A 23,285-nucleotide genomic window follows, 5' to 3' on the forward strand; every position below is an offset into this window, starting at 1 on the left:
CATCGCGAAATCTGAAATTTCTTGAAATATTGTCAAAGATGGCACTGGTCTCAATTTGATAGCACTTTTGCTTTCGCCCTTTATATATAGGCGATTAATCGCAGTAGATAGTTTTGTGCCACTACTGTGAAAAAAATTAGGTGCCACTACTGAAAAAAATGATCAGTGTCGAGTGAAACAAATCTTAGAAAAGACAGGGATGAAAAACTGGCGCCATTAAAATGGCGAAAAACGGCGAGGGATTTTTGACATCGTGCGAGGTGCACGACTCTTTATAGAAAGAGTCGTGCATTGGGCATGCTTTATTCGGGGGCGTGGTCGCGCAAAAAAACCAGATTATCGGGTTTCGATTGCTCGGCGCTGTAGCGATAACCCTGCACATCGAATTGCTTGAGCTGGGCTGGATCGTTGATTTTTTCCTGGATGACGAAGCGGCTCATCAGGCCACGGGCTTTTTTCGCGTAGAAGCTGATGATCTTGTATTGGCCGTTCTTTTGATCCTTGAACTCGGTGTTGATGATCCGTGCGTTCAAGGCTGTACGTTTGACCGCTGAAAAGTATTCGTTGGACGCCAGGTTGAGCAGCACGTCGTCACCCTGATCGGCCAGTGCCTCGTTCAGCCATTCGCTGATGCGCGTGCCCCAGAAGGCGTAGAGGTCTTTGCCACGGGCATTGGCCAGTTTGGTGCCCATTTCCAGGCGATACGGTTGCATCAGGTCCAGCGGGCGCAGCAAGCCATAGAGGCCGGAGAGCATGCGCAGGTGTTTTTGCGCATAGTCGAAATTGGCTTCGCTGAAGGACTGCGCGTCGAGACCGGTATAAACGTCACCCTTGAACGCGAGCAGCGCCTGCTTGGCGTTCTCTGGCGTAAACGCGGGCGTCCAGCTGCCGAAACGCGCGGCGTTGAGCCCGCCGATCTTGTCGGACACGTGCATCAGTTCGCTGATCTGCGCCGGCGTCAGGTCGCGCAGTTGCTGGATCAGTTCCTGGGAATGGTCGAGGTATTGCGGCTGAGTGAAGCGCTGGGTCGCCGGCGGTGTTTCGTAATCGAGGGTCTTGGCGGGGGAAATCACCATCAGCATGAAGTCGTCTCCTTTAATCGTGGGGGCGATTCTAGGGGGTTGGCCGAGTTGACTCCAGCTATGAGCGTGATAGGTGATCGACGGCTTGCCGCGATCCCTGTAGGAGTGAGCCTGCTCGCGATAGCGGTATGACTTTCAGCATTGTGGTGACTGATCTATTGCTATCGCGAGCAGGCTCACTCCTACAGGGTCGGCGTCGTGCCTTATCAGCTATAGTGCCGCGCGGGTTTTGTTATGGAGACGCCCCTTTGCGCATTGTTCTTTTATTCACCGCGTGGCTGTTGAGTTTCGGTGCCGTTGCGGCGCCGGGCGATGTGGCGACGCTGGATCGCAGCACCTGGCCGGAGCAACTGACCAGCCCGACGCTGTTCGACGTCGCCTCGCGGGCGGAAATCCTCATGTTCGCCCGTGGCCTGCTCGGCACCGAATCGATGGACGAGGCCGCCCTGGCCCAGCGTCTGGGCTTGCGTACGGTCAATATCGACGCGATCAACGGCCTGCGCCAACGCCTCTGGCAGCGCTTGTTGGCCAACTACAACTACGCCCAGCAAAGCTGCGATCAGGATGCCTCGTTCTGCTTCCTCGTCGAAGACCTGCCGACCCTGCGCGAGCAAGCCGCCAAATTCGTGGTCAGCGATGACAGCTATTACACCAAGTGGGCCGAACCGAGCCGGATCTTCCATCTGCAGTATCTGGATGAGTTGATGCGCAAGGCCGCGCTGTCGCCGCAGACCAGCAACGAATTCGATCGTTTCGGCGACTACGAGCGCAACGGCGAAGACATGCACGATCGGCTGTTTCTGCTGACCTTCGACAGTGCCGCCAACGTGCAACCGGACAACACCGACTGGCTGACTGAATACCTGCGCAAGTCGAACCTGAGCGGTACGTTCTTTGTTTTGGGCAAGGACATTCAGGCACGCCTGGCCGAGCGTTCTGTGAGCAGCCTGCAAGCGGCGTTCTCGCAACAGTGCGTGGGCGTGCAGGGCTGGGAGTTTCGCTCCCACAGTCATTGGCAGGATTGGCAGGACTCGGTGCGCCGCAGCGCTGATCTGGTCAGGAACAAGCTGCCGGAGAACTACGTGCCGCTGTTCCGCCCCCCGGAGGGCCAGCGCCGCAGCGATGCGCAAGGTTTCTTCAATTCTCAGGGCCTGCAAGTGGCGCTGTGGGACATCGATGCCCAGGACGGCGCCGGCAAACTCAAGGGTGCCCCGAGCGCGCATCGGGTGCTGACGCTGATGTTGTTGTGGCGGCACGGGGTGATCAATTTCAACGTCAAGCAGGACGCGGTGAAGACGTCGATGCCATGGCTGATCACGCAAACGGCGCAAAGTGGGATTGGTTGGGAAGACTGTCAGGACGCGTTTCGCTGAGAAACGGCAAAAGCCCGGAAACATTGGGCTTGAAGTGATTTTTTTGCGGAATTCGATGCAGGCGGACTTCCGACTTTAGCGGGGTCTGGGCAGTCCGCCAAGGGCTTTTCGTCACTCTGCAAAATAAACTTAAAAAAACCGTCAAAGTACTTTTTTATGTCATCGGTTTTGGAGTATTACGAAGACAGACCGCCGAAACCTGCAACACAGGTGGCGTCTTCCAAGACCCGTTTGTTTGCAGTCACTTCAATCTCCGCAGGTGAGATTTCGGCAGTCACTTCGAGGCGCAGCACCGCCCAGGTATTGCGTCTACTGGCTCTGACAAAGGTGACCGAGTATGGATGATCACGGACGTAGCCCTTCTTCCAACCAGCCAATCCTTTATGTACTCGATACCAACGTATTGATTCACGATCCAAACGCCCTGCTTAATTTCGAAGAACACCACGTCGCGATCCCGATGACCGTGCTTGAGGAACTGGACAAGCTCAAGAGCGGGCATCACAGCGTGGCCGCCGAATGCCGTCAGGCCATCCGGCTGATTGACAAGACCTTGGGCGATGCTTCCCCGGAAGACGTCGAACTGGGTGTGCCGATCCAGCGCGGCAAGGGCGGACCGAAGGGCTTGCTGTCAATTCTGATGAGCAAGCAGGCTGAGTCGAACCTGATTCTGCCCGAGCACCTGAACGACAACAAAATCATCAACCAACTGATCGACCTGCACACCCGCGATCCGCAAAAACCTGTGGTGCTGGTAACCAAAGACATCAACATGCGCCTCAAGGCACGCGCCTGCGGAATCGCGGCCGAGGACTACAGCACCGACCAACTGGTCGATGACGTGTCCCTGCTGCCCAACGGCTACCACAACATGACCGGCTCGTTCTGGGACCGCGTGAGCAAGGTCGAAACCCGTCAGGACCATGGCCGCACCTGGCACCAGGTGCAACTGATCGACAACCTGCCGGCGGTGCACATCAACGAGTTCATCATTGATGAGCAGGGCTTCGTTGGCTGGATCAAGGAGATTGAAGAAGACCGCTTGCTGATTCTCGACCTGCATCAGGAACCGTTGCTGCACCAAGAGGCGTGGGGGCTCAAACCACGCGACATCTATCAAAGCCTGGCGCTGTACGCGCTGCTGGATCCGGACATCCACCTGGTCAATCTGTCGGGTGCTGCAGGTTCGGGTAAAACCATTCTGGCGCTGGCCGCTGCGATCGAGCAGACCATGGTCAGCAAACGCTATCGCCGCATCATCGCCACCCGCAGCGTGCAGGGGCTGGATCAGGAAATCGGCTTCCTGCCCGGCACCGAAGCGGAAAAAATGGAGCCTTGGCTGGGCGCCATCACCGACAACCTCGAAGCCTTGCACATGGATGACGAAAACACCCATGGCAGCGTCGACTACATCCTCAGCAAAGTGCCGCTGCAGTTCAAATCGCTCAACTACATTCGCGGTCGTAGCTTCCAGCAAAGCCTGATTCTGATCGACGAATGCCAGAACCTTACGCCGCACCAGATGAAAACCATCATCACCCGTGCCGGCGCCGGTTCCAAAGTGGTATGCCTGGGTAACCTGGCACAGATCGACACCCCTTACCTGTCCGCGACCAGCTCCGGGCTGACCTACCTGACTGAACGCTTCAAGGATTTCCCCAACGGTGTGCACATCACCCTGCAAGGGGTGCCTCGCTCGATCCTGGCTGAATACGCCGAAACCCACCTGTAACTCTCCACACAAAACCGGGCGGCCGCAAAGCCGCCCGGTTTTTTATGGATAAATGCATATCCCCTGTGGGAGCGAGCCTGCTCGCGAATGCGGTGTATCAGTCGACATTTATAGTGAATCTGAATCCGCTTTCGCGAGCAGGCTCGCTCCCACAGGGTACAACGGTGATTTCACAATCAGTGATGCGGAAATCTGACCCGCAGGTTTACAATCCACGCTCCTGATCAGGAGTAATCCCGTGCTGACTCATCTCGATTCCCAAGGTCGCGCCAACATGGTCGACGTCACTGAAAAAGCCGTGACGTTCCGTGAAGCGACGGCTCAAGCGCTGGTGCGCATGCTCCCCGAAACGTTGCAGATGATTGTCAGCGGCGGCCATCCCAAGGGCGATGTGTTCGCCGTGGCGCGCATTGCCGGCATTCAGGCAGCGAAGAAAACCAGCGATCTGATTCCCCTGTGCCACCCGCTGATGCTCACTGGCGTCAAAGTCGAACTCAGTGCTGAAGGCGCAGACGCCGTGCGCATCGTCGCCCGCTGCAAACTGTCCGGGCAGACTGGCGTCGAAATGGAAGCGCTGACCGCCGCCAGCGTCGCCGCGCTGACCATCTACGACATGTGCAAAGCCGTCGATCGCGGCATGATCATCGAAAGTGTGCGCCTGCTGGAGAAGGTCGGCGGCAAGAGTGGGCACTTTCAAGCGGAGCAGCCATGAACCTGACCGTGAAATTTTTTGCCCGTTACCGTGAAGCGCTGGGCGTGGATTCGGTAAAGGTCGAAGGCGATTTCGCCACTGTCGATGACGTGAGGGCACAGTTGGCAAAGCGTGACGGCGCTGAAGTGTTGAGCGAGCAGAACCTGATGTGTGCACGCAACGAAGATCTATGCCAACTCGATGAACCGGTGGTCGATGGCGACGAAGTGGCGTTTTTCCCTACCGTGACCGGAGGCTGAGCCATGGCGATTCGCGTGCAGGCCACGCCGTTCGATCCGGGCGCTGAAGTCAACGCAATGCACGCGGCCAATGTCGGCGTCGGCGCGGTGGTGAGTTTTGTCGGTTACGTGCGCGACTTCAATGATGGGCTGGATGTGGCGGGGATGTTCCTTGAGCACTATCCGGGCATGACCGAAAAAGCCCTCGGTAAAATCGCCATTGAAGCGGAACAGCGCTGGCCGCTGCTGAAGCTGGAAGTGCTGCACCGCATCGGCGCGCTGGAGCCGGGCGAGCCTATCGTCTTCGTCGGCGCCGCCAGCGCCCATCGCCAGGCCGCTTTCGACGCCTGCGCGTTTGTCATGGACTACCTGAAAACCCGTGCACCGTTCTGGAAGAAAGAAAACACCAGCGACGGGCCGCGTTGGGTTGAAGGGCGCGACAGTGATCATGCCGCCGCGGATCGCTGGAACAAGTAAAACCCGCGTTGCCCTCAAGTCAGTCATCGCGAGCAGGCTCACTCCTACAGTTGGAATGCGTTCCCCTGTAGGAGTGAGCCTGCTCGCGATGACGTCATTTGCATCACCAGAAAAACCAGCGGACACGCCTTCATGTGCGATTGACGAAATGTACATGCAAGTCCAATATGGATTTATAAGTACAAAAAATGCTCCGTCCCGCCGCTCGTAGCTAACAGCTCGCAGCTGCTCTTCTTCATCTTGCCAAACCAACAACAACCCGCGAGAGAACGAACATGAAGAAACTCCCCCTCATCACCGGTCTGGCCCTGAGCCTGTTGGCAAGCGCCAGCCTGTTCGCCGCCGAGCAAACCCTGCGCATTGGCATCGAAGCCGCTTACCCACCCTTCGCCTCGAAAACCGACCAAGGCGAAATCGTCGGTTTCGACTACGACATCGGCAATGCCCTGTGCGCGCAGATGAAGGTCAAGTGCGTGTGGGTCGAGGGTGAGTTCGACGGTCTGATTCCGTCGCTGAAGGTGAAGAAAATCGACATGGCGCTGTCGTCGATGACCATCAACGAAGACCGCAAGAAGTCAGTGGATTTCACCCACAAGTACTACTTCACCTCGTCGCGTCTGGTAATGAAGGACGGCGCCACGGTCGATGATCAGTACGCCAGCCTCAAGGGCAAGAACGTCGGCGTGCAGCGCGCGACCACCACCGATCGTTACGCCACCGAGGTGTTCGAGCCGAAGGGCATCAACGTCAAGCGCTACAGCAACAACGAAGAAATCTACATGGACCTGGCGGCGGGGCGTCTCGATGCGATCTTTGCCGACACCATTCCGCTGAATGACTTTCTCTCGATGCCGCGTGGCAAGGGTTATGCGTTTGTCGGGCCTGAGTTGAAGGATCCGAAGTACGTGGGCGAGGGCGCGGGGATTGCAGTGCGCAAGGGCAATACTGAACTGGTCAGCCAGTTGAACGGCGCCATTGATGGCATTCGCGCGAGTGGCGAATACCAGAAGATTTCCGACAAGTACTTCAAGTCCGACATCTACGGCGACTGATAGTCCGCTATCGCGAGCAGGCTCGCTCCCACACTGGATCTCTGGCATTCACAAATCCCCTGTGGGAGCGAGCCTGCTCGCGAAGAGGCCGGAACTATCGATGAAGATCTCTAGCCCTTCATTTCCTTCAAATGCTTGTACACCGTCGCCCGCCCCATGTTCAGCACATTGGCCACATAGTTCGAGGCGCTCTTGCCCTTGAACGCACCCTCGGCGTGTAGCGCCAGCACCAGTTCGCGCTTGTGGTCGCGAGTCAGCAGATTAAGACTCAACTGCCGCTCGCGCAGCCAGGCATGCAGGAACGTGTTGATGCGCTCCTGCCAGTCATCGCGAAACAGTGAATCGGGCTGCGGAATCAGTTTGCTCGGCGACAGGAACAGATCCAGCGCAGCCTTGGCGTTCTCGAACAGCGAAATATTCAGATTGATGCACAGCACTGCCAACGGCAGGCCTTCGCTGTTGCGCAGCACCGTGCTCAGGCTGCGAATCTTCTGTCCGTCCCAATTGAGCTTTTCGTAGGGGCCGATGTTCCTGTCGCTGACATCCTCACTGAGCATGTCTTCCAGCGATGAATCGTCACCGATCTCGCGCTTGGACAGGTTGTTGGCGATGTAGTCGACCTTCTGCGTGCGCAGGTCGTGCAGCACCACTTCGGCGTGGGGAAAGAACAGCGTGGCGATGGCGTCGGCGATGGCGCGGAAGTTATCCAGGGCCGGGTCGAGTTCGGGGGCGGTCATGACAGTGGAGCTCCAGGCAGCGTCAGCGCCCCCGTGATCAGGAGGCGCTGCGAGTGTGCCGCAATCCGTTGGGCGCGTCATCCGAACCGGCGCTCAGGCGAGTCGAGCAGGCGAGAGCATGCTGCTGCTCAGTCCGAACTGGCGCAATTGCTCGGGCAGAGGTTCGCCGCGCACCAGCGCCGCACTGGCCTGGCCCATCGCCGGGGACGTCTGGATACCGTAACCGCCCTGCGCCGCAACCCAGAACAGCCCCGGCACTTGCTGATCGAAACCGCTGAGCAAGTCGCCGTCCGCGACGAAACTGCGCAGACCTGCCCACGTGCGGGTCGGGCGGCGGATGGTCAGCGTGGTAGCTTCCTCGATCTGATAGATGCCCATGGCGATGTCGAGTTCTTCCGGCTGCACGTCGTGGGGTTCGACCGGGTCGGCGTTGGCTGGCGAACCGAGGAACATGCCGGCGTCGGGCTTCATATAGAAGGATTCATCGAGACTGACCAGCATCGGCCAGTGATGAATGTCGACGCCTTCGGGCCCGGCGAAGATGAACGCGGCGCGGCGTTTCGGTTGCAGGCCCAACGATCTGGCCCCGGCCAGTGCGCCGATCTTGTCGGCCCAGGCACCGGCGGCGTTGATGATTACCGGTGCGCTGAAGGTTTGGCCATTGGTCTGCACCTGCCAGAGGCCCTCGGCGTCGCGGCTCAGGCCGAGCACTTCGCAATCGGTATGGACTTCGCCGTTATTGCGGCGGATGCCGCGCAGGTAGCCCTGGTGCAAAGCGTCGGTGTCGATGTCGCTGGCGCTCGGGTCGTAGATTGCGCCATGGACTTTTTCCCGACGCAGGATCGGCAGCCGCGCGCAGGCTTCATCGGCGCTGAGCAACTGCATCTCCGGCACCGTGGCTTTGGCGCTGAGGTATTGGTTGTTCAGTTCGGCGGCGTCGCCCGTGAAATCCACGGTCATTTCGCCGCGTGGGGTCAGCAGCGGGTGTTCGCAGAAACCGGCCGGAGGATGATCGAAAAACTCGCGACTGGCCTGGGTCAGTGCGCGTACCTGCGGGGTACCGTAAGCGGCGGTGTACAGCGCAGCCGAGCGCCCGGTGGAGTGATAGGCCGGGTGGGATTCACGTTCGAGCACGATCACTTTGCCGTGCGGCGACAGCCAGAACCCGGTGGAAGCGCCGGCAATCCCGCCGCCGATGATGATGAAATCTGCCTGGCTCATGAAGGTCTCCAGTTAGTACTCAATATCGAAAAAACGCAGATCTCCTGTAGGAGTGAGCCTGCTCGCGATAGCGGTATATCAGTCAACAATAATGTTGAATGTAAAACCGCTATCGCGAGCAGGCTCACTCCTACAGGGGATTTTGGTGTTAGTGGGTCAGGTGATAAACCGCATTGGCCAGGGCAATGTCTTCCAGACCCAGGCCGATTGAGCGGAAAAATACATGACGGTCGTAATCGGGGCGCTGCACTTTTTCGCTGAGCAGATCCGCCAAATCGCCGATGATTGAATCCTTGCTCCAGCCATGCTGTTCACTGGCAATCAACATCTCACCCGCCGACCCCGGCGTGGTCAGACAATAGTCGCAGAACACCTGCATGTCGTTGAGGCTGTTCGGCGGGACTTCATGTGCACGCGGGGCGTTGGTGCTGATCGAGGTGATCAGTGCCGGTTTGCTCAGGTCGCCGGGGTCGATCACCGGGCCTGCGGATGAAGTGCAAAGCATGATCACGTCGGCCTCGGCGATGGCTGCGTCGCGACTGTCGGCAATCTTCAGGTTCGGTGCGATGGTTTTCAACAGCGCCTGAGTCTCGCGGTCTTCAGTAAGCGATGGCGAATACACGCTGATGCTCTGCCAGTCACGCAGCGATTTCACATAGTGCAGATGCGCTTGGGCAACCTTGCCGCTACCGATGATCGCCAGTCGGGTAGCGTTCAACGGAGCCAAGGCGTCGACCGCCACAGCCGTGGTCGCAGCAGTACGTGCGGTGGTCAGTTCACCGGCATCACAAAGCAGCAACGGCTGACCGGTCTGCATCGACATCAACAACGTCCACGCCGTTACCAGCGGGCCTTGCTCGCGAACGATGTACGGTGAGGTCTTCACCCCATACACACCGTCTTCAGCCAGTACTCCCAGATAATTGATGAAGTCGCCTGCACCCTGCGGGAATTCCACCAGTTGTTGCGCCGGTTGCACGGCGTGTCCGGCGGCCAGGTCGCGGAACAGCTTGCGCAGGATCTGCGGCACGTCGATGCGCGCCAGTAGCTCACGGGCCTGAAGTTGGTCGATCACGTAGGGCGTACTGGACATGTCAGGCTCCGGAGTCTGTATGTAAACTAATTTGTCCATTATGGACATTTAGTTATCTCCCGCAAGCACCTGATGAAACGCCGGGCGAAAAAAAAGCGCAGTCCGTTGCCGGCTGCGCTTTTCTTTTAAACGTCGCTTACTGCGGACGCTTGCGCTCGACCGCGCGCAACAGATGCGTTGGCGGTGTTTCACAGCTGATCTTGCGACCGAGTTTTTCTTCGATGGACGGCAACTGGTAGGAGTCGTCTTCACCGGCGAAGCTGATCGACACGCCATCGGCGCCAGCGCGACCGGTACGGCCGATGCGGTGCACGTAGTCGTCGGGGACTTCCGGCAGGGTGAAGTTGATCACATGGCTGATGCCGTCGATGTGGATCCCGCGACCAGCAACATCGGTGGCCACCAGCACGCGAATCTTGCCTTCGCGGAAACCTTCCAGGGTCTTGATGCGTTTGTGTTGCGGCACGTCGCCAGATAACTGCGCAGCATTCACACCGTCGCGTACCAGACGTTCTTCGATGCGGCGGACTTCGTCCTTGCGGTTGGCGAAGACCATCACCCGTTCCCAGCCATTATCGTTGACCAGGTTGTAGAGCAGTTTGTACTTGTCGGCACCGGCCACGGCGTAGATGTGCTGCTCGACGTTTTCGCTGGCCACGTTGGTGACTTCGATTTCGACGATGGACGGATCGGTCGTCCACTGCTTGGCGAGGTTCATCACGTCTTCGGTGAAGGTCGCGGAGAACAGCAGGGTCTGGCGTTCGCTTTTCGGCGGGGTCTGACGAATGATCTGGCGGACTTGTGGGATGAAACCCATATCGAGCATGCGGTCGGCTTCGTCCAGCACCATCACTTCGACCATGTCCAGGTGCACGTCGCCGCGCTGGTTGAAGTCGAGCAAGCGGCCCGGGGTGGCGACGAGAATGTCGCAATGACGCGCTTCGAGGTGCTTGAGCTGTTTGTCGAAGTCCATGCCGCCGACGAACGTCATGACGTTGAGGCCGGTGTACTTGGTCAGGTCGGCGGCGTCCTTGGCGATCTGCACCACCAGCTCACGGGTCGGCGCGATGATCAGCGCACGGGGTTCACCCATGTAGCGTTCTTTTGGCGGCGGGGTCTGCAGCAGTTGGGTGATGATCGAGATCAGGAACGCGGCGGTTTTGCCGGTACCGGTCTGCGCGCGGCCAATGGCGTCTTTGCCGGCGAGGGTGAAGCCCAGCACCTGCGCCTGAATCGGCGTGCAATAAGGAAAGCCCAGATCCTGGATGGCGTGCATCAGTTCTGGAGAGAGCTTGAAATCGTGGAAGCGGGTTTTGCCTTCTTGTGGCTCGACAACGAAATCTTCGAGTTTCCACGGAATGACCGGTGCCTTTGGCTTCGGTTCGCGACGCGGTTTGGCCGGTTGTGGCGCTTCGCTGCGCACAGGCTCGGCGGCGATTGGCGCGACCGGAGCGGGTGTTGGCTCTTGCTTCGGTGCCGCTACGGGAGCGGGGCGGTCGGCCTGAGGCGCATCGGTGCGATGACCGGGGGCGTGCGACGGCGCACTGGGAACTGGCGCGAGCTGCTCAGCCTCGCTTTTACCGAACATTTTCTTGAGTGCTTCGAGCACGGTCATCTCATCAATTGGTTAAGGAATGTACGCCGGCCAGTGTAATGCAAGAAACGGGCGCGGCGTAGTGTGATGATCAAAGGGCAGGAATTGATCGCAAAGTCAGCGCAGGTGTTCGCTCAACCACACGCCGATATCGCGAATTTCTTCGGGTAACACTTCGTGCTCCATTGGGTATTCCTGCCATGTCACGGTGACACCATGGTGCTTTAAATACTCGTAGGCGCTGCGCCCCATCGAGTTTTGCACAACGTTGTCGAACTGACCGTGCAACGACAGCACCGGAATGCGTTGCTGGCTGGCGGACAATTGCAGTTCATCGCTGAATGTTGGCGCATACGTCGACAGCGCCAGGACGCCCCCCAACGGCCCCTGCCATTTCAGAAACGCGGTGTGCAACACCACGGCGCCACCCTGGGAAAAACCCGCGAGGAAAATTCGCGAAGCGTCTATTCCGCTGGCGCGCTCGTTTTCGATCAATTCGATGATGCGATCGGCGGACGCTTCCAGCTCGTCACGGTCGATTGCCCGGGCCGGGCTCATGGCCTTGATGTCGTACCAGCTCGGCATGGCATATCCGCCATTTATCGTCACCGGACGGGTCGGTGCCTGCGGCAACACGAAGCGCGTGCTGAGCAGGCTTTCCTGCAACGCCTCGGCCACCGGCAGGAAGTCGTAACGGTCGGCGCCGAGGCCGTGCAGCCAGATCACGCAGGCATCTGCGGGCTTAACAGGCTGAAGAATCAAGGGCTCGGTCATGGCTGCTCCAAAAATGTGCGGGCGCTCTCATTAAGTGCGTGATTCGAGTGCGCGTCGGGTTGATCCGTTAAGAAGATGTCGCAAGGGTACAAGTTTTGCTATTGACCTGTCGCTCAAACGCTTCAGCTGCAGGTGTGGTACGGCGTTTGCTATGGAGGTTTCTGTACAAAGCGTCCTTCGCCTGGCGGTAACACTATCAGTGTACGACTCGCGACGGGATAGCAACGAATCCGGTGATGGATGTTCGCCAATGGCCGCTACGGGCTTAGCGAATGTGAAAGGGCTACAGCCCGTTCGGCCGATTTGGTGAGAAGTGAGTTGTCCATGATGTGGATTTTCTCCTACTAGACTCATAGCGAAGGTCTTACGTCGGTTGACCCTAAAAAAAGCCAACACGGGTCAACAACGCCTCAAAAGGGTGCGGCTGGACTCAAGCTCCGACACAACAAGAGCAAAACTGGAGGTTTGAATGAAGATGTTGAAATCCACCCTGGCGATCGTGACTGCAGCAACAGTTCTCGGCGTCAGCGGGTTCGCTCAGGCGGGTGCAACCCTGGATGCCGTGCAGAAGAAAGGTTTCGTGCAATGTGGCGTGAGCGACGGTCTGCCGGGCTTCTCGGTACCGGACGCGACCGGCAAGATCCTCGGGATCGACGCTGACGTCTGCCGCGCTGTGGCTGCTGCTGTTTTCGGCGACGCGACCAAGGTCAAATTCAGCCAGTTGAACGCCAAGGAGCGTTTCACCGCGCTGCAATCCGGCGAGATCGACATCCTGTCGCGCAACACCACCATGACCAGCTCCCGTGACGCGGGCATGGGCCTGAAATTCCCGGGCTTCATCACTTACTACGACGGCGTGGGCTTCCTGGCCAACAACAAGCTGGGCGTGAAAAGTGCCAAGGAACTGGACGGCGCGACCATCTGTATTCAGGCCGGTACCACCACCGAGCTGAACGTGTCCGACTACTTCCGCGCCAACGGCCTGAAGTACACCCCGATCACTTTCGACACCTCCGATGAAAGCGCCAAGTCGCTGGAATCCGGTCGTTGCGACGTACTGACTTCCGACAAATCCCAGCTTTTCGCGCAGCGCAGCAAACTGGCTTCGCCGAAAGACTACGTGGTATTGCCGGAAACCATTTCCAAAGAACCTCTGGGCCCGGTCGTGCGTAATGGCGACGACGAGTGGCTGGCCATCGTGCGTTGGGTCGGCTACGCGCTGCTCAACGCAGAAGAGGCCGGCGTCACTTCGAAAAACGTGCTGGAAGAAGCCAAATCCACCAAGAACCCGGACGTTGCTCGTCTGCTCGGTGGCGACGGTGAATATGGCAAGGATCTGAAACTGCCGAAGGACTGGGTGGTAAAAATTGTTTCCCAGGTAGGTAACTACGGCGAAATCTTCGAGAAAAACCTCGGCAAGAGCACTCCGCTGGAAATCGACCGTGGCCTGAACGCCCTGTGGAACAACGGCGGCATTCAGTACGCACCACCAGTGCGCTAATGGTTCTATCACCCGGCGGGCCAACCGCCGGGTGATGTTCTGTTCCATTTCTTGCGGGGCACTTCATGCAAAATTCAATCGGCGCACCTAAGCAGAGGTTCAGCCTCAGCGATCCACGAGTGCGTGCGTGGCTGTTTCAGATCATCACCGTTGTGGCGGTGGTCGCGATGGGTTGGTATCTGTTCGATAACACCCAGACCAACCTGCAACACCGGGGCATTACATCCGGCTTCGGCTTTCTGGAGCGCAGTGCCGGTTTCGGCATCGCTCAACACCTGATCGACTACACCGAATCGGACAGCTATGCCCGGGTGTTCGTCATCGGCCTGCTCAACACCTTGCTGGTGACGGTTATCGGTGTGGTTCTGGCAACACTGCTGGGTTTCATCATCGGTGTGGCACGGCTGTCGCCGAACTGGATCATCAGCAAACTGGCGACTGTGTATGTGGAAGTGTTCCGCAACATTCCGCCGCTGCTGCAAATCCTCTTTTGGTACTTCGCGGTATTCCTGACCATGCCGGGACCGCGTGCCAGTCATAACTTCGGTGACACTTTCTTCGTCAGCAGCCGTGGCCTGAACATGCCGGCCGCACAGGCAGCTGACGGTTTCTGGGCGTTCGTGATCAGCGTCCTGGTGGCCATCGTCGGCATCGTGCTGATGTGCCGCTGGGCCAACAAGCGCTTCGAAGCAACCGGCGTACCGTTTCACAAGTTCTGGGTAGGCCTGGCCATCCTGGTGGTGATTCCGACACTGTGCGCGCTGATCTTCGGTGCCCCGTTGCACTGGGAAATGCCTCAGCTCAAAGGCTTCAACTTCGTTGGCGGCTGGGTGCTGATCCCGGAACTGCTGGCGCTGACGCTGGCCCTGACCGTGTACACCGCGGCGTTCATCGCCGAGATCGTGCGTTCGGGGATCAAGTCGGTCAGCCATGGCCAGACCGAAGCGGCGCGTTCGCTCGGCCTGCGCAACGGCCCGACCCTGCGCAAAGTGATCATCCCGCAAGCCCTGCGCGTGATCATTCCGCCACTGACCAGCCAATACCTGAACCTGGCGAAGAACTCCTCGCTGGCGGCGGGTATCGGTTACCCGGAAATGGTTTCGCTGTTCGCCGGTACCGTGCTCAACCAGACCGGTCAGGCGATTGAAGTCATTGCCATCACCATGAGCGTGTACCTGGCGATCAGTATCAGCATTTCCCTGCTGATGAACTGGTACAACAAGCGCATTGCGCTGATCGAGCGGTGAGGAAACGCGCATGACTACCCATACTTTCAAACCCGACATGCCCCCACCGAGCAGCAGCATCGGCGTGGTGGCGTGGATGCGCGCGAACATGTTCTCCAGCTGGCTCAACACCTTGCTGACGCTGTTTGCGTTCTACCTGATCTACCTCGTGGTGCCACCGATCCTCAGTTGGGCAATCATCGATGCCAACTGGGTCGGCACCACCCGCGCCGACTGCACCAAGGACGGCGCTTGCTGGGTGTTCATTCAACAGCGTTTCGGCCAGTTCATGTACGGCTATTACCCGCCGGAGCTGCGCTGGCGGGTCGACCTGACCGTGTGGCTGGCGGTCCTCGGCGCGGCGCCATTGTTCATCTCGCGTGTACCGCATAAAGCGATCTACGGGCTGAGCTTCCTGGTGCTGTACCCGATCATTGCGTTCATCCTGCTGCACGGTGGTTTCGGCCTGACCAACGTCGCGACCAGCCAATGGGGCGGTCTGATGCTGACCCTGGTGATCGCTACCGTCGGTATCGCTGGTGCCTTGCCGCTGGGGATTGTGCTGGCGCTGGGGCGACGCTCGAACATGCCGGCGATCCGCGTGGTCTGCGTGACCTTCATTGAGTTCTGGCGCGGCGTGCCGTTGATCACGGTGCTGTTCATGTCCTCGGTGATGCTGCCGCTGTTCCTGCCTGAAGGCATGAACTTCGACAAGTTGCTGCGGGCACTGATCGGCGTGATCCTGTTCCAGTCGGCCTATGTCGCTGAAGTGGTGCGCGGCGGTCTGCAAGCGATCCCCAAAGGTCAGTACGAAGCGGCGGCGGCGATGGGCCTCGGTTACTGGCGTTCGATGGGCCTGGTGATCCTGCCACAAGCCTTGAAACTGGTGATCCCGGGCATCGTCAACACCTTCATTGCGCTGTTCAAGGACACCAGTCTTGTGATCATCATCGGCCTCTTTGACCTGCTCAACAGCGTCAAGCAAGCCGCTGCCGATCCGAAATGGCTGGGCATGGCCACCGAAGGCTACGTGTTCGCCGCCCTGGTGTTCTGGATTTTCTGTTTTGGTATGTCGCGCTATTCCATGCATCTGGAACGCAAGCTCGACACTGGCCACAAGCGTTAGGAGTTCTCTGTAAATGAGCGAAGCAAGCAAAAAGCCAGTGGGCCCTGAAGGCATTATTCAGATGCAGGGCGTCAACAAGTGGTACGGCCAGTTCCACGTGCTGAAAGACATCAATCTCAACGTCAAACAGGGCGAGCGTATCGTTCTGTGCGGCCCGTCGGGTTCCGGCAAGTCGACCACGATTCGCTGCCTCAATCGTCTGGAAGAACACCAGCAGGGCCGCATCGTCGTCGACGGCGTGGAACTGACCAACGACCTCAAGCAGATCGAAGCGATCCGCCGCGAAGTCGGCATGGTGTTCCAGCATTTCAACCTGTTCCCGCACCTGACCATTTTGCAGAACTGCACCCTGGCGCCGATGTGGGTACGCAAGATGCCCAAGCGCAAGGCCGAGGAAATCGCCATGCATTATCTGGAGCGCGTACGCATTCCGGAGCAGGCGCATAAATTCCCGGGGCAACTGTCCGGCGGTCAGCAGCAGCGTGTGGCGATCGCCCGCGCACTGTGCATGAAACCGAAAATCATGCTGTTCGATGAACCGACTTCAGCGCTCGACCCGGAGATGGTGAAGGAAGTGCTCGACACCATGATCGGTCTGGCGGAAGACGGCATGACCATGCTCTGCGTAACCCACGAAATGGGCTTCGCCCGCACCGTGGCCAATCGCGTGATCTTCATGGACAAGGGCGAAATCGTTGAGCAGGCGGCGCCGAATGACTTCTTCGATAACCCGCAGAACGAGCGGACGAAGTTGTTCTTGAGTCAGATTTTGCATTGATGGTGGATGTTTAAAACTAACCCGGCCTTGTGCCGGGTTTTTTATGATTTTCGCGTCATGACACAGAGAGCGTTGCCTGTTCTGCGTGCACTATGTCCTTGAATCCTCTCAAATCTGCTCCTTCGCCCAAAGCGCGCGCATCGGTGAGCAGGTGGGGGTGACGATCAAGCAGCCGCATCAGCACTATCAAGGCCTTAGGTGGGAGTGAGTCGCCGCGCTCGTATCGTGAAAACGCATTGTGTCCGCCACCTGACAACAGCAGCACCGCTTCCTTTTGTGACAGATGCAGCTTGCGGCGGATGCGCTTCATCTCGTTACCAATGATTTGTCGGCCAGCAATGACGAGTTCGTCACTCGCATTCGAGTAGCGTAATGCGCTATCGGGGTCGAATATGACTTCCCCGCATGTCTGACACTCCCATCCAGACAAATCATCCAGACGACGCTCAATGCCTTTTACGCTCATGGTTTCGGCACGACCTTCGAAGTGCCGCATTCCTTCAGGTGCTCCGCAACTGAAGCATTGTTTAGTGTTCATGGTTTTTTCTCCTTGAAGGAGATCACCGGAGGTTCACCGCCTGAGCAATAAGTGACCTTGATGTAGATCTCCAGATCATGCGAAGTGATGTGGTACACGTCTTGCCAAATCCGATAGTCGCCATAAGTCGTCATCGATTTGTACAGCATCCTGTTTTGCAGTTCGAAAACCACGTCCTGCATTTCCTTGAGACTCAGGCCTATGTCTCGACCGCTTTTGCGAGCGGTCCTGGTAAATGCGTTTATCCCGAGCCTTCTGACATCCTCCTTGATCACCGCCAAGTTGTAGTGGGGTGTGTTTTTCTCCATAAAAAATCTTGAACCTTTCCCTAAAATTACCCTTAAAGGGTAATTTTGACCAATCGAAAATGCCGCTCCATGTGTCTCCAATTGACCCTAGGTGGTTGCTGTCCTACACGGGTCTGACTAACATGTCAGAAAATTCATCCTATGATTGGATGAAAGGGCGAATCCTATGTCAGACATTTCTCCACTCATTAAACGATCTCTGGTCGACCAGGCTTTGGATCAACTCCGTCAGCGCATCAACAGCGGTGCGTGGCAGGTCGGCGAGCGTTTGCCGACCGAACCGGAGCTGTGCGCCGAGCTGGGCATCAGCCGCAACACCGTGCGCGAAGCCATGCGCGTGCTGGCTTTTTCCGGGTTGATCGAGATCCGCCAGGGCGACGGCAGTTACCTGCGCGCGCTGGTCGATCCGCTCGATACGCTCAAAGCGCTGTCGCGCTGCTCGCTGGAGCAGGCCCGAGAAACCCGGCACATCCTTGAAGTCGAAGCCATCGGCCTGGCGGCGTTGCGTCGTACTGACGAGGACCTTGCCGCATTACGTGAGGCGCTCGGCACCAGCGGCAGCCATTACCACGGCGATCTCGATACCTACATCGCCTGCGATCTGGTGTTCCATCGCCGTCTGGTCGACGCCGCGCACAACCCGACCCTCAGCGAGCTGTATCGCTATTTCTCCAGCATCGTCGGCGCGCAATTGCGCCAGACCCTGAACATCGTCCCGCGCCGTCAGGAAGTGTTCGACCTGCACATCGAATTGCTCGATGCGGTCGAGCAACGCGACCCGGAACGGGCCAAAGCCTTGTCGAGGCAGTTGATCAATGAACCTTGAAACCGAGAAATCCATGTCCCGCAACGAGATATCCACACCCCCGAAACTTGAAGAGCTGCTGATCGACGCCGAGGCCGATGACGAGCAAGTGCAACAAAGCCATCCGCTGGTTCGGCGGCCGTGGCTGTTGTTGCTGGGCTTGATTCTGGTCGCATTGAACCTGCGTCCGGCGCTGTCGAGCATGGCGCCGTTGCTCAGCGATGTGTCGAAGAGCCTCGGTTTGTCGGCAGCTCAAGCAGGTTTGCTGACCACGCTGCCGGTTCTGTGCCTCGGTTTGTTTGCCCCGCTGGCGCCGATCCTGGCGCGACGTTTCGGTGCCGAGCGGGTGGTGCTGGGGATTCTGCTGACCCTGGCGGGCGGTATTATTCTGCGCAGCAACTTCGGTGAAATCGGCCTGTTCGCCGGCAGCGTGCTGGGCGGCGCGAGCATCGGCATTGTCGGCGTATTACTGCCGGGCATCGTCAAACGCGACTTCGCCAAACACGCCGGCACCATGACCGGCGTCTACACCATGGCGCTGTGCCTGGGCGCGGCGATGGCGGCGGGTTCGAGTGTGCCGTTGAGCGAGCACTTTGGCGGGAGCTGGGCTGTTGGCCTGGGCTTTTGGGTGATCCCGGCGCTGATTGCGGCAGTGTTCTGGCTGCCACAAGTCGGGCAGAAGCATGGCGCACATAATGTTGCCTATCGCGTGCGCGGTTTGCTGCGCGATCCGCTGGCGTGGCAGGTGACGTTGTACATGGGCCTGCAATCGTCGCTGGCTTACATCGTGTTCGGCTGGTTGCCGTCGATCCTCATCGGTCGTGGTTTGACGCCGACGCAAGCGGGGCTGGTGTTGTCCGGTTCGGTGATCATCCAGCTTGCGAGTTCTCTGGCGGCACCGTGGCTGGCGACGCGTGGCAAGGATCAGCGTCTGGCGATCGTGGTGGTGATGGCGTTGACCCTTGGCGGCCTGTTCGGTTGCCTGTACGCGCCGATCGAAGGTCTGTGGGGCTGGGCGATTCTGCTGGGTCTGGGGCAGGGCGGTACGTTCAGTCTGGCACTGACCTTGATCGTGTTGCGTTCGCGGGATTCACATGTCGCGGCGAACCTGTCGAGCATGTCCCAGGGCTTCGGTTATACGCTGGCCTCAATGGGACCGTTCGCAGTCGGCGTGGTGCATGACTGGACCGGTGGCTGGAATGCGGTGGGCTGGATCTTCGGCATTATCGGTACCGGTGCGATCATCGCCGGGCTGGGTGCCGGGCGTGCGCTCTACGTGCAGGTGCAAAGCGAGAAGATTTAAACACCGCTTACCAGTGTGGGAGCGAGCCTGCTCGCGAAGGCAATTGAACATTCAACATCTGTGTTGACTGATCGAGCGCTTTCGCGAGCAGGCTCGCTCCCACATTGGTTTTCGGTGTTGTTGGTATTCGGTGGGCGAATGCCGATAGTGTTTCCGTCCATTGCGGATTATCGTGCTGGCAATCTGTACCTCTTTTGGAGATTGCCCATGAGTGAAGCCCACGCCGCGTTGATCACCCGCTTCTATCAAGCCTTCCAACGTCTCGATGCCGAGGCCATGGCCGCCTGCTACACCGACGATGTAGTGTTCAGCGACCCGGCCTTCGGTGAATTGCGCGGGCGCGATGCCGGCGACATGTGGCGCATGCTCACCACCCGCGCCAAAGACTTTTCGCTGACCTTCGACAACGTTCGCGCCGATGAACGCAGCGGCGGCGCGCATTGGGTCGCGACCTATCTGTTCAGCCAGACTGGCAACATCGTCATCAACGATATTCAGGCCCGTTTCGTTTTCCGTGACGGCAAGATCTGCGAGCACCACGACCACTTCGACCTGTGGCGCTGGTCGCGTCAGGCTCTGGGCTTCAAAGGCCTGCTGCTGGGCTGGACGCCGCTGGTGCGCAACGCTGTGCGCGCACAAGCGCTGAAGGGACTGAAGGCATTTCAGGCCGGTCGCTGATAAGATCGCGGCCTGTTTCCTACACGTCTTGATCCCGAAGTGACCAGCCTTAGCGAAAAATCTGTCGATGTTGCCGAACCGGTGAGCAAGTCCTGGTTCGTCTACCTCGTTCGCGCAGCCAATGGTTCGCTGTACTGCGGAATCAGCGATGACCCGCAGCGCCGTTTCGCCAAGCATCAAAGTGGCAAGGGCGCGCGGTTCTTCCTCTCCAGCCCGGCCATGGCATTGGTGTACACCGAGCTGTGCCGCGATAAAAGCGATGCTCTGCGCCAGGAACGGCTGATCAAAAAACTGCGCAAGAGCGCCAAGGAATGCCTGGTCGCGTCTTATCAATCTGACTGATGGGTTCCCATCAGGCAGATCTGTAGGCTGCTAACAAAATGCACGCTAAGCTGCTGGTTCACTTTCTGAGCGGCGGAGCCGAGCATGTCCGAGTTGATTCTCCATCACTACCCGACCTCCCCATTCGCTGAAAAAGCCCGCCTGCTGCTGGGCTTCAAAGGCTTGTCGTGGCGCTCGGTGCACATTTCGCCAGTGATGCCGAAGCCTGATCTGACAGCACTCACCGGTGGTTATCGCAAGACACCTGTGCTGCAAATCGGCGCCGACATTTACTGCGACACTTCGTTGATCGCCCGCCGTCTGGAGCAGGAGAAAGCCCTGCCAGCGTTCTTCCCTGAAGGTCAGGAAATGACTGCTGCCAGTTTCGCCGCGTGGGCTGACTCGGTGGTGTTCCAGCACGCGGTCAGCCTGGTGTTCCAGCCGGAGTCGGTGGCCGTGCGTTTCGGCAAGCTGCCGCCGGAAGCGATCAAGGCATTTATGGCCGACCGCGCCGGTCTGTTCAGTGGCGGCAGCGCCACGCGTTTGTCCGCTGAACAAGCCAAACATCAATGGCCGACGATCATGGCGCGCCTGGAGCAACAGCTACAGCGCGAGCAGGGCGACTTCCTGTTCGGCGAGCCGTCGATTGCCGACTTCGCCCTGGCGCATCCACTGTGGTTCCTCAAGGCCACGCACGTCACGGCGCCGCTGGTAGATGAGTATCCGGCGGTTGCCGCCTGGTTGGGTCGAGTACTGGGATTTGGCCATGGCGCGGCCAGCGCTATGACTTCTGAAGAGGCGCTTGAAGTGGCGCGCAACGCGACGCCAGCGGCTTTGCCGGATGAACAGTTCGTTGACCCGAACGGCTTCAAGGCTGGCCAGCAGGTGGCAATCTCGGCGACGGATTACGGGGTTGATCCGGTGGTGGGTGAGTTGCTGTTTGCCGGTCGTGAAGAGTTGATCGTGCGTCGCGAGGATGAGCGTGGCGGCGTGGTGCACGTGCACTTCCCGCGTTTCGGTTTCCGCATCGAAGCCCGCTGATCAACAAGTCGCACCTGACTTGGTGGTGAGAGGAGAAATTGTGGCGAGGGGATTTATCCCCGTTGGGGCGCGTAGCGGCCCCAAACCCGTGGCGAAGGTGCAGCAGGCAAACCGCATTCAAAGGGTTTGCGACTGCTTCGCAGCAGAACGGGGATAAATCCCCACGCCACAGGGGAGTGCGTTATTTGAGGGCAGCGAGGATTTCGTCCGGATCGAATCCGCGAATCAACGTGCCATTCACGTCGATCAGCGGAATCCCACGCCCACCCAGCGCCTCATACGCCTTGCGCGCCTCGGCATCCTTCTCGATATCGAACTCCTTGAACGGAATCCCCTTGCTGTCGAGAAAACGTTTGGTCTGCTTGCAGTAGCCACACCAGTCGGTGGTATATAGCACGACGTTGGCCTGCGCCCGCGTCTGCTCAGCAACCATCTGCGACGGATTGAACACTCGCTCGATCTTGCCCCAGTTCTGATACACCACGACCACCAGCAGAACCAGCGCAACCTTCTTCAGCACATTGCCGAGCATCAGTTGCGACGCTTCAGCTGATCGGTGAGCGACGTCGGCAGGCCTTTGATCACCAAGGTGCCAGCCTCTTCGTCGTACTCGATCTTCGAGCCCAGCAGGTGCGCTTCAAAGCTGATCGACAGGCCTTCGGCGCGACCGGTGAAGCGACGAAATTGATTCAGCGTGCGTTTGTCCGCCGGAATCTCTGGCGACAGGCCGTAATCCTTGTTGCGGATGTGATCGTAGAACGCCTTTGGGCGCTCTTCGTCGATCAGCTCGGAGAGTTCTTCCAGGCCCATCGGTTCGCCGAGTTTGGCCTGGCTGCTGGCGTAATCGACCAGGGTCTTGGTTTTTTCTCGGGCGGACTCTTCCGGCAGATCCTCGCTCTCGACGAAATCACTGAACGCCTTCAGCAACGTGCGCGTCTCGCCCGGGCCGTCGACGCCTTCCTGACAGCCGATGAAGTCGCGGAAATACTCCGAAACTTTTTTGCCGTTCTTGCCTTTGATGAACGAGATGTACTGCTTGGACTGCTTGTTGTTCTGCCACTCGGAGACGTTGATCCGCGCCGCCAGGTGCAACTGACCAAGGTCGAGGTGGCGCGACGGGGTCACGTCCAGTTCGTCGGTCACTGCCACGCCTTCGCTGTGGTGCAGCAGGGCGATCGCCAGGTAATCGGTCATGCCTTGCTGATAGTGGGCGAACAGCACGTGGCCGCCGACCGACAGGTTCGACTCTTCCATCAGCTTTTGCAGATGCTCGACCGCGACTTTGCTGAACGCGGTGAAGTCCTTGCCGCCTTCCATGTATTCCTTCAGCCAGCCGCTGAACGGGAACGCGCCGGATTCCGGATGGAACAGACCCCAGGCTTTGCCCTGTTTGGCGTTATAGCTCTCGTTGAGGTCGGCGAGCATGTTCTCGATGGCCGCGGACTCAGCCAGTTCAGTGTCACGGGCGTGCAGAACTGCGGGCGTGCCGTCGGGTTTTTTGTCGATCAGGTGGACGATGCAATGACGGATCGGCATGGGCTTCTCGGCTGGTGGAAGGGAGGAGGGCGGGCTCCCCCGAAAAAGCGCTCAGTGTA

At 58.7% G+C, this 23,285-nt stretch carries 25 protein-coding genes; 15 read left to right on the forward strand and 10 right to left on the reverse strand.

The window, feature by feature from the left end; translation table 11 throughout:
* Window positions 1-302: 302 nt before the first annotated feature.
* On the reverse strand, window positions 303-1,082 hold the full coding sequence (gene yaaA / locus JFT91_RS24980) for a peroxide stress protein YaaA (protein ID WP_053117306.1): 780 nt from the start codon (window positions 1,080-1,082) through the stop codon (window positions 303-305).
* Window positions 1,083-1,330: 248 nt separating this feature from the next.
* Here yaaA and JFT91_RS24985 point away from each other — a divergent pair, with 248 nt between their 5' ends.
* From JFT91_RS24985 to aotJ, 6 genes are all read left to right on the forward strand, one after another.
* The gene (locus JFT91_RS24985) at window positions 1,331-2,455 is read left to right on the forward strand and encodes a polysaccharide deacetylase family protein (protein ID WP_201234188.1); all 1,125 of its coding nucleotides are present in this window, start codon (window positions 1,331-1,333) and stop codon (window positions 2,453-2,455) included.
* 337 nt (window positions 2,456-2,792) lie between these two features.
* The gene (locus JFT91_RS24990) at window positions 2,793-4,187 is read left to right on the forward strand and encodes a PhoH family protein (RefSeq protein WP_201147663.1); all 1,395 of its coding nucleotides are present in this window, start codon (window positions 2,793-2,795) and stop codon (window positions 4,185-4,187) included.
* Between the two features lie 238 nt (window positions 4,188-4,425).
* Entirely contained in the window at window positions 4,426-4,899 is a 474-nt protein-coding gene (gene moaC / locus JFT91_RS24995) for a cyclic pyranopterin monophosphate synthase MoaC (RefSeq protein ID WP_201147664.1), read from the forward strand.
* On the forward strand, window positions 4,896-5,138 hold the full coding sequence (gene moaD, locus JFT91_RS25000) for a molybdopterin converting factor subunit 1 (protein WP_201234189.1): 243 nt from the start codon (window positions 4,896-4,898) through the stop codon (window positions 5,136-5,138). Before moaC ends, moaD begins: the two co-directional genes overlap by 4 nt.
* A gap of 3 nt (window positions 5,139-5,141) precedes the next feature.
* Entirely contained in the window at window positions 5,142-5,594 is a 453-nt protein-coding gene (gene moaE / locus JFT91_RS25005; RefSeq protein ID WP_008080204.1) for a molybdopterin synthase catalytic subunit MoaE, read from the forward strand.
* A 275-nt stretch (window positions 5,595-5,869) separates the two neighbouring features.
* Entirely contained in the window at window positions 5,870-6,646 is a 777-nt protein-coding gene (gene aotJ, locus JFT91_RS25010; protein WP_201234190.1) for an L-arginine-binding protein AotJ, read from the forward strand.
* Between the two features lie 110 nt (window positions 6,647-6,756).
* Here the strand turns inward: aotJ and JFT91_RS25015 are convergent, their stop codons facing one another.
* The 5 genes from JFT91_RS25015 to JFT91_RS25035 all read right to left on the reverse strand — a co-directional run bounded on the left by JFT91_RS25015 (window position 6,757) and on the right by JFT91_RS25035 (window position 12,065).
* A complete protein-coding gene (locus JFT91_RS25015; protein WP_201227869.1) occupies window positions 6,757-7,383 on the reverse strand; it encodes a helix-turn-helix transcriptional regulator in 627 nt (208 codons plus the stop codon).
* A gap of 93 nt (window positions 7,384-7,476) precedes the next feature.
* Window positions 7,477-8,604, reverse strand: coding sequence for an NAD(P)/FAD-dependent oxidoreductase (locus tag JFT91_RS25020; RefSeq protein ID WP_201227868.1), 1,128 nt, complete (start codon window positions 8,602-8,604; stop codon window positions 7,477-7,479).
* Between the two features lie 148 nt (window positions 8,605-8,752).
* Window positions 8,753-9,697 carry an ornithine cyclodeaminase family protein gene (locus tag JFT91_RS25025; protein WP_201234191.1) on the reverse strand — a complete coding sequence of 315 codons (945 nt, stop codon included), beginning with the start codon at window positions 9,695-9,697 and terminating at the stop codon, window positions 8,753-8,755.
* A 136-nt stretch (window positions 9,698-9,833) separates the two neighbouring features.
* Window positions 9,834-11,312 (reverse strand): ATP-dependent RNA helicase RhlB, encoded by a 1,479-nt coding sequence (gene rhlB / locus JFT91_RS25030; protein ID WP_201234192.1) that lies wholly within the window; start codon window positions 11,310-11,312, stop codon window positions 9,834-9,836.
* A gap of 96 nt (window positions 11,313-11,408) precedes the next feature.
* Window positions 11,409-12,065, reverse strand: coding sequence for an alpha/beta hydrolase (locus tag JFT91_RS25035; RefSeq protein WP_201234193.1), 657 nt, complete (start codon window positions 12,063-12,065; stop codon window positions 11,409-11,411).
* A 469-nt stretch (window positions 12,066-12,534) separates the two neighbouring features.
* Between JFT91_RS25035 and JFT91_RS25040 the strand changes: the two genes are divergently transcribed.
* The 4 genes from JFT91_RS25040 to JFT91_RS25055 all read left to right on the forward strand — a co-directional run bounded on the left by JFT91_RS25040 (window position 12,535) and on the right by JFT91_RS25055 (window position 16,696).
* Window positions 12,535-13,566: an amino acid ABC transporter substrate-binding protein gene (locus tag JFT91_RS25040; protein ID WP_201227864.1), complete on the forward strand. Its 1,032-nt coding sequence runs from the start codon at window positions 12,535-12,537 to the stop codon at window positions 13,564-13,566.
* A 65-nt stretch (window positions 13,567-13,631) separates the two neighbouring features.
* Window positions 13,632-14,813 (forward strand): amino acid ABC transporter permease, encoded by a 1,182-nt coding sequence (locus tag JFT91_RS25045; protein WP_201147557.1) that lies wholly within the window; start codon window positions 13,632-13,634, stop codon window positions 14,811-14,813.
* A 10-nt stretch (window positions 14,814-14,823) separates the two neighbouring features.
* On the forward strand, window positions 14,824-15,918 hold the full coding sequence (locus JFT91_RS25050) for an amino acid ABC transporter permease (protein ID WP_201227863.1): 1,095 nt from the start codon (window positions 14,824-14,826) through the stop codon (window positions 15,916-15,918).
* 13 nt (window positions 15,919-15,931) lie between these two features.
* Window positions 15,932-16,696, forward strand: a complete 765-nt coding sequence (locus JFT91_RS25055) for an amino acid ABC transporter ATP-binding protein (protein WP_103305210.1) — start codon at window positions 15,932-15,934, stop codon at window positions 16,694-16,696.
* Window positions 16,697-16,751: 55 nt separating this feature from the next.
* On the opposite strand, the gene JFT91_RS25060 is transcribed toward JFT91_RS25055, so the two are convergent.
* Window positions 16,752-17,234, reverse strand: a complete 483-nt coding sequence (locus JFT91_RS25060) for a type II toxin-antitoxin system MqsA family antitoxin (protein WP_201200821.1) — start codon at window positions 17,232-17,234, stop codon at window positions 16,752-16,754.
* Window positions 17,231-17,542 (reverse strand): type II toxin-antitoxin system MqsR family toxin, encoded by a 312-nt coding sequence (locus JFT91_RS25065; RefSeq protein ID WP_201234194.1) that lies wholly within the window; start codon window positions 17,540-17,542, stop codon window positions 17,231-17,233. Before JFT91_RS25065 ends, JFT91_RS25060 begins: the two co-directional genes overlap by 4 nt.
* Window positions 17,543-17,708: 166 nt before the next feature.
* On the opposite strand from JFT91_RS25065, the gene JFT91_RS25070 reads away from it, so the two are divergent.
* The 5 genes from JFT91_RS25070 to JFT91_RS25090 all read left to right on the forward strand — a co-directional run bounded on the left by JFT91_RS25070 (window position 17,709) and on the right by JFT91_RS25090 (window position 21,690).
* Window positions 17,709-18,368, forward strand: coding sequence for a FadR/GntR family transcriptional regulator (locus JFT91_RS25070; RefSeq protein WP_053117351.1), 660 nt, complete (start codon window positions 17,709-17,711; stop codon window positions 18,366-18,368).
* Window positions 18,358-19,650: a CynX/NimT family MFS transporter gene (locus tag JFT91_RS25075; RefSeq protein ID WP_201227860.1), complete on the forward strand. Its 1,293-nt coding sequence runs from the start codon at window positions 18,358-18,360 to the stop codon at window positions 19,648-19,650. The genes JFT91_RS25070 and JFT91_RS25075 overlap by 11 nt, the downstream gene beginning before the upstream one ends.
* Before the next feature lie 207 nt (window positions 19,651-19,857).
* Window positions 19,858-20,328 carry a nuclear transport factor 2 family protein gene (locus JFT91_RS25080; RefSeq protein ID WP_077571232.1) on the forward strand — a complete coding sequence of 157 codons (471 nt, stop codon included), beginning with the start codon at window positions 19,858-19,860 and terminating at the stop codon, window positions 20,326-20,328.
* A 39-nt stretch (window positions 20,329-20,367) separates the two neighbouring features.
* Complete coding sequence (locus tag JFT91_RS25085; RefSeq protein WP_201234195.1) at window positions 20,368-20,670, forward strand: GIY-YIG nuclease family protein; 303 nt, start codon at window positions 20,368-20,370, stop codon at window positions 20,668-20,670.
* 84 nt (window positions 20,671-20,754) lie between these two features.
* The gene (locus JFT91_RS25090) at window positions 20,755-21,690 is read left to right on the forward strand and encodes a glutathione S-transferase family protein (protein WP_201234196.1); all 936 of its coding nucleotides are present in this window, start codon (window positions 20,755-20,757) and stop codon (window positions 21,688-21,690) included.
* Between the two features lie 181 nt (window positions 21,691-21,871).
* Here JFT91_RS25090 and JFT91_RS25095 read toward each other — a convergent pair whose 3' ends face one another.
* Window positions 21,872-22,222, reverse strand: coding sequence for a glutaredoxin family protein (locus JFT91_RS25095; protein ID WP_201234197.1), 351 nt, complete (start codon window positions 22,220-22,222; stop codon window positions 21,872-21,874).
* Window positions 22,222-23,226 (reverse strand): nucleoid-associated protein YejK, encoded by a 1,005-nt coding sequence (gene yejK / locus JFT91_RS25100; RefSeq protein ID WP_007909053.1) that lies wholly within the window; start codon window positions 23,224-23,226, stop codon window positions 22,222-22,224. The genes JFT91_RS25095 and yejK overlap by 1 nt, the downstream gene beginning before the upstream one ends.
* Between the last annotated feature and the right edge of the window lie 59 nt (window positions 23,227-23,285).

It is taken from the genome of Pseudomonas sp. TH08, from assembly GCF_016651275.1.
Lineage (GTDB): Bacteria > Pseudomonadota > Gammaproteobacteria > Pseudomonadales > Pseudomonadaceae > Aquipseudomonas.

Coding starts and splice junctions, on each gene's coding strand:
- yaaA (WP_053117306.1), bottom strand. CDS start 1,082: ATGCTGATGGTGATTTCCCCCGCCAAGACCCTCGATTACGAAACACCG.
- JFT91_RS24990 (WP_201147663.1), top strand. CDS start 2,793: ATGGATGATCACGGACGTAGCCCTTCTTCCAACCAGCCAATCCTTTAT.
- moaD (WP_201234189.1), top strand. CDS start 4,896: ATGAACCTGACCGTGAAATTTTTTGCCCGTTACCGTGAAGCGCTGGGC.
- moaE (WP_008080204.1), top strand. CDS start 5,142: ATGGCGATTCGCGTGCAGGCCACGCCGTTCGATCCGGGCGCTGAAGTC.
- aotJ (WP_201234190.1), top strand. CDS start 5,870: ATGAAGAAACTCCCCCTCATCACCGGTCTGGCCCTGAGCCTGTTGGCA.
- JFT91_RS25015 (WP_201227869.1), bottom strand. CDS start 7,383: ATGACCGCCCCCGAACTCGACCCGGCCCTGGATAACTTCCGCGCCATC.
- JFT91_RS25020 (WP_201227868.1), bottom strand. CDS start 8,604: ATGAGCCAGGCAGATTTCATCATCATCGGCGGCGGGATTGCCGGCGCT.
- JFT91_RS25025 (WP_201234191.1), bottom strand. CDS start 9,697: ATGTCCAGTACGCCCTACGTGATCGACCAACTTCAGGCCCGTGAGCTA.
- rhlB (WP_201234192.1), bottom strand. CDS start 11,312: ATGACCGTGCTCGAAGCACTCAAGAAAATGTTCGGTAAAAGCGAGGCT.
- JFT91_RS25035 (WP_201234193.1), bottom strand. CDS start 12,065: ATGACCGAGCCCTTGATTCTTCAGCCTGTTAAGCCCGCAGATGCCTGC.
- JFT91_RS25040 (WP_201227864.1), top strand. CDS start 12,535: ATGAAGATGTTGAAATCCACCCTGGCGATCGTGACTGCAGCAACAGTT.
- JFT91_RS25045 (WP_201147557.1), top strand. CDS start 13,632: ATGCAAAATTCAATCGGCGCACCTAAGCAGAGGTTCAGCCTCAGCGAT.
- JFT91_RS25050 (WP_201227863.1), top strand. CDS start 14,824: ATGACTACCCATACTTTCAAACCCGACATGCCCCCACCGAGCAGCAGC.
- JFT91_RS25055 (WP_103305210.1), top strand. CDS start 15,932: ATGAGCGAAGCAAGCAAAAAGCCAGTGGGCCCTGAAGGCATTATTCAG.
- JFT91_RS25060 (WP_201200821.1), bottom strand. CDS start 17,234: ATGAACACTAAACAATGCTTCAGTTGCGGAGCACCTGAAGGAATGCGG.
- JFT91_RS25065 (WP_201234194.1), bottom strand. CDS start 17,542: ATGGAGAAAAACACACCCCACTACAACTTGGCGGTGATCAAGGAGGAT.
- JFT91_RS25070 (WP_053117351.1), top strand. CDS start 17,709: ATGTCAGACATTTCTCCACTCATTAAACGATCTCTGGTCGACCAGGCT.
- JFT91_RS25075 (WP_201227860.1), top strand. CDS start 18,358: ATGAACCTTGAAACCGAGAAATCCATGTCCCGCAACGAGATATCCACA.
- JFT91_RS25080 (WP_077571232.1), top strand. CDS start 19,858: ATGAGTGAAGCCCACGCCGCGTTGATCACCCGCTTCTATCAAGCCTTC.
- JFT91_RS25090 (WP_201234196.1), top strand. CDS start 20,755: ATGTCCGAGTTGATTCTCCATCACTACCCGACCTCCCCATTCGCTGAA.
- JFT91_RS25095 (WP_201234197.1), bottom strand. CDS start 22,222: ATGCTCGGCAATGTGCTGAAGAAGGTTGCGCTGGTTCTGCTGGTGGTC.
- yejK (WP_007909053.1), bottom strand. CDS start 23,226: ATGCCGATCCGTCATTGCATCGTCCACCTGATCGACAAAAAACCCGAC.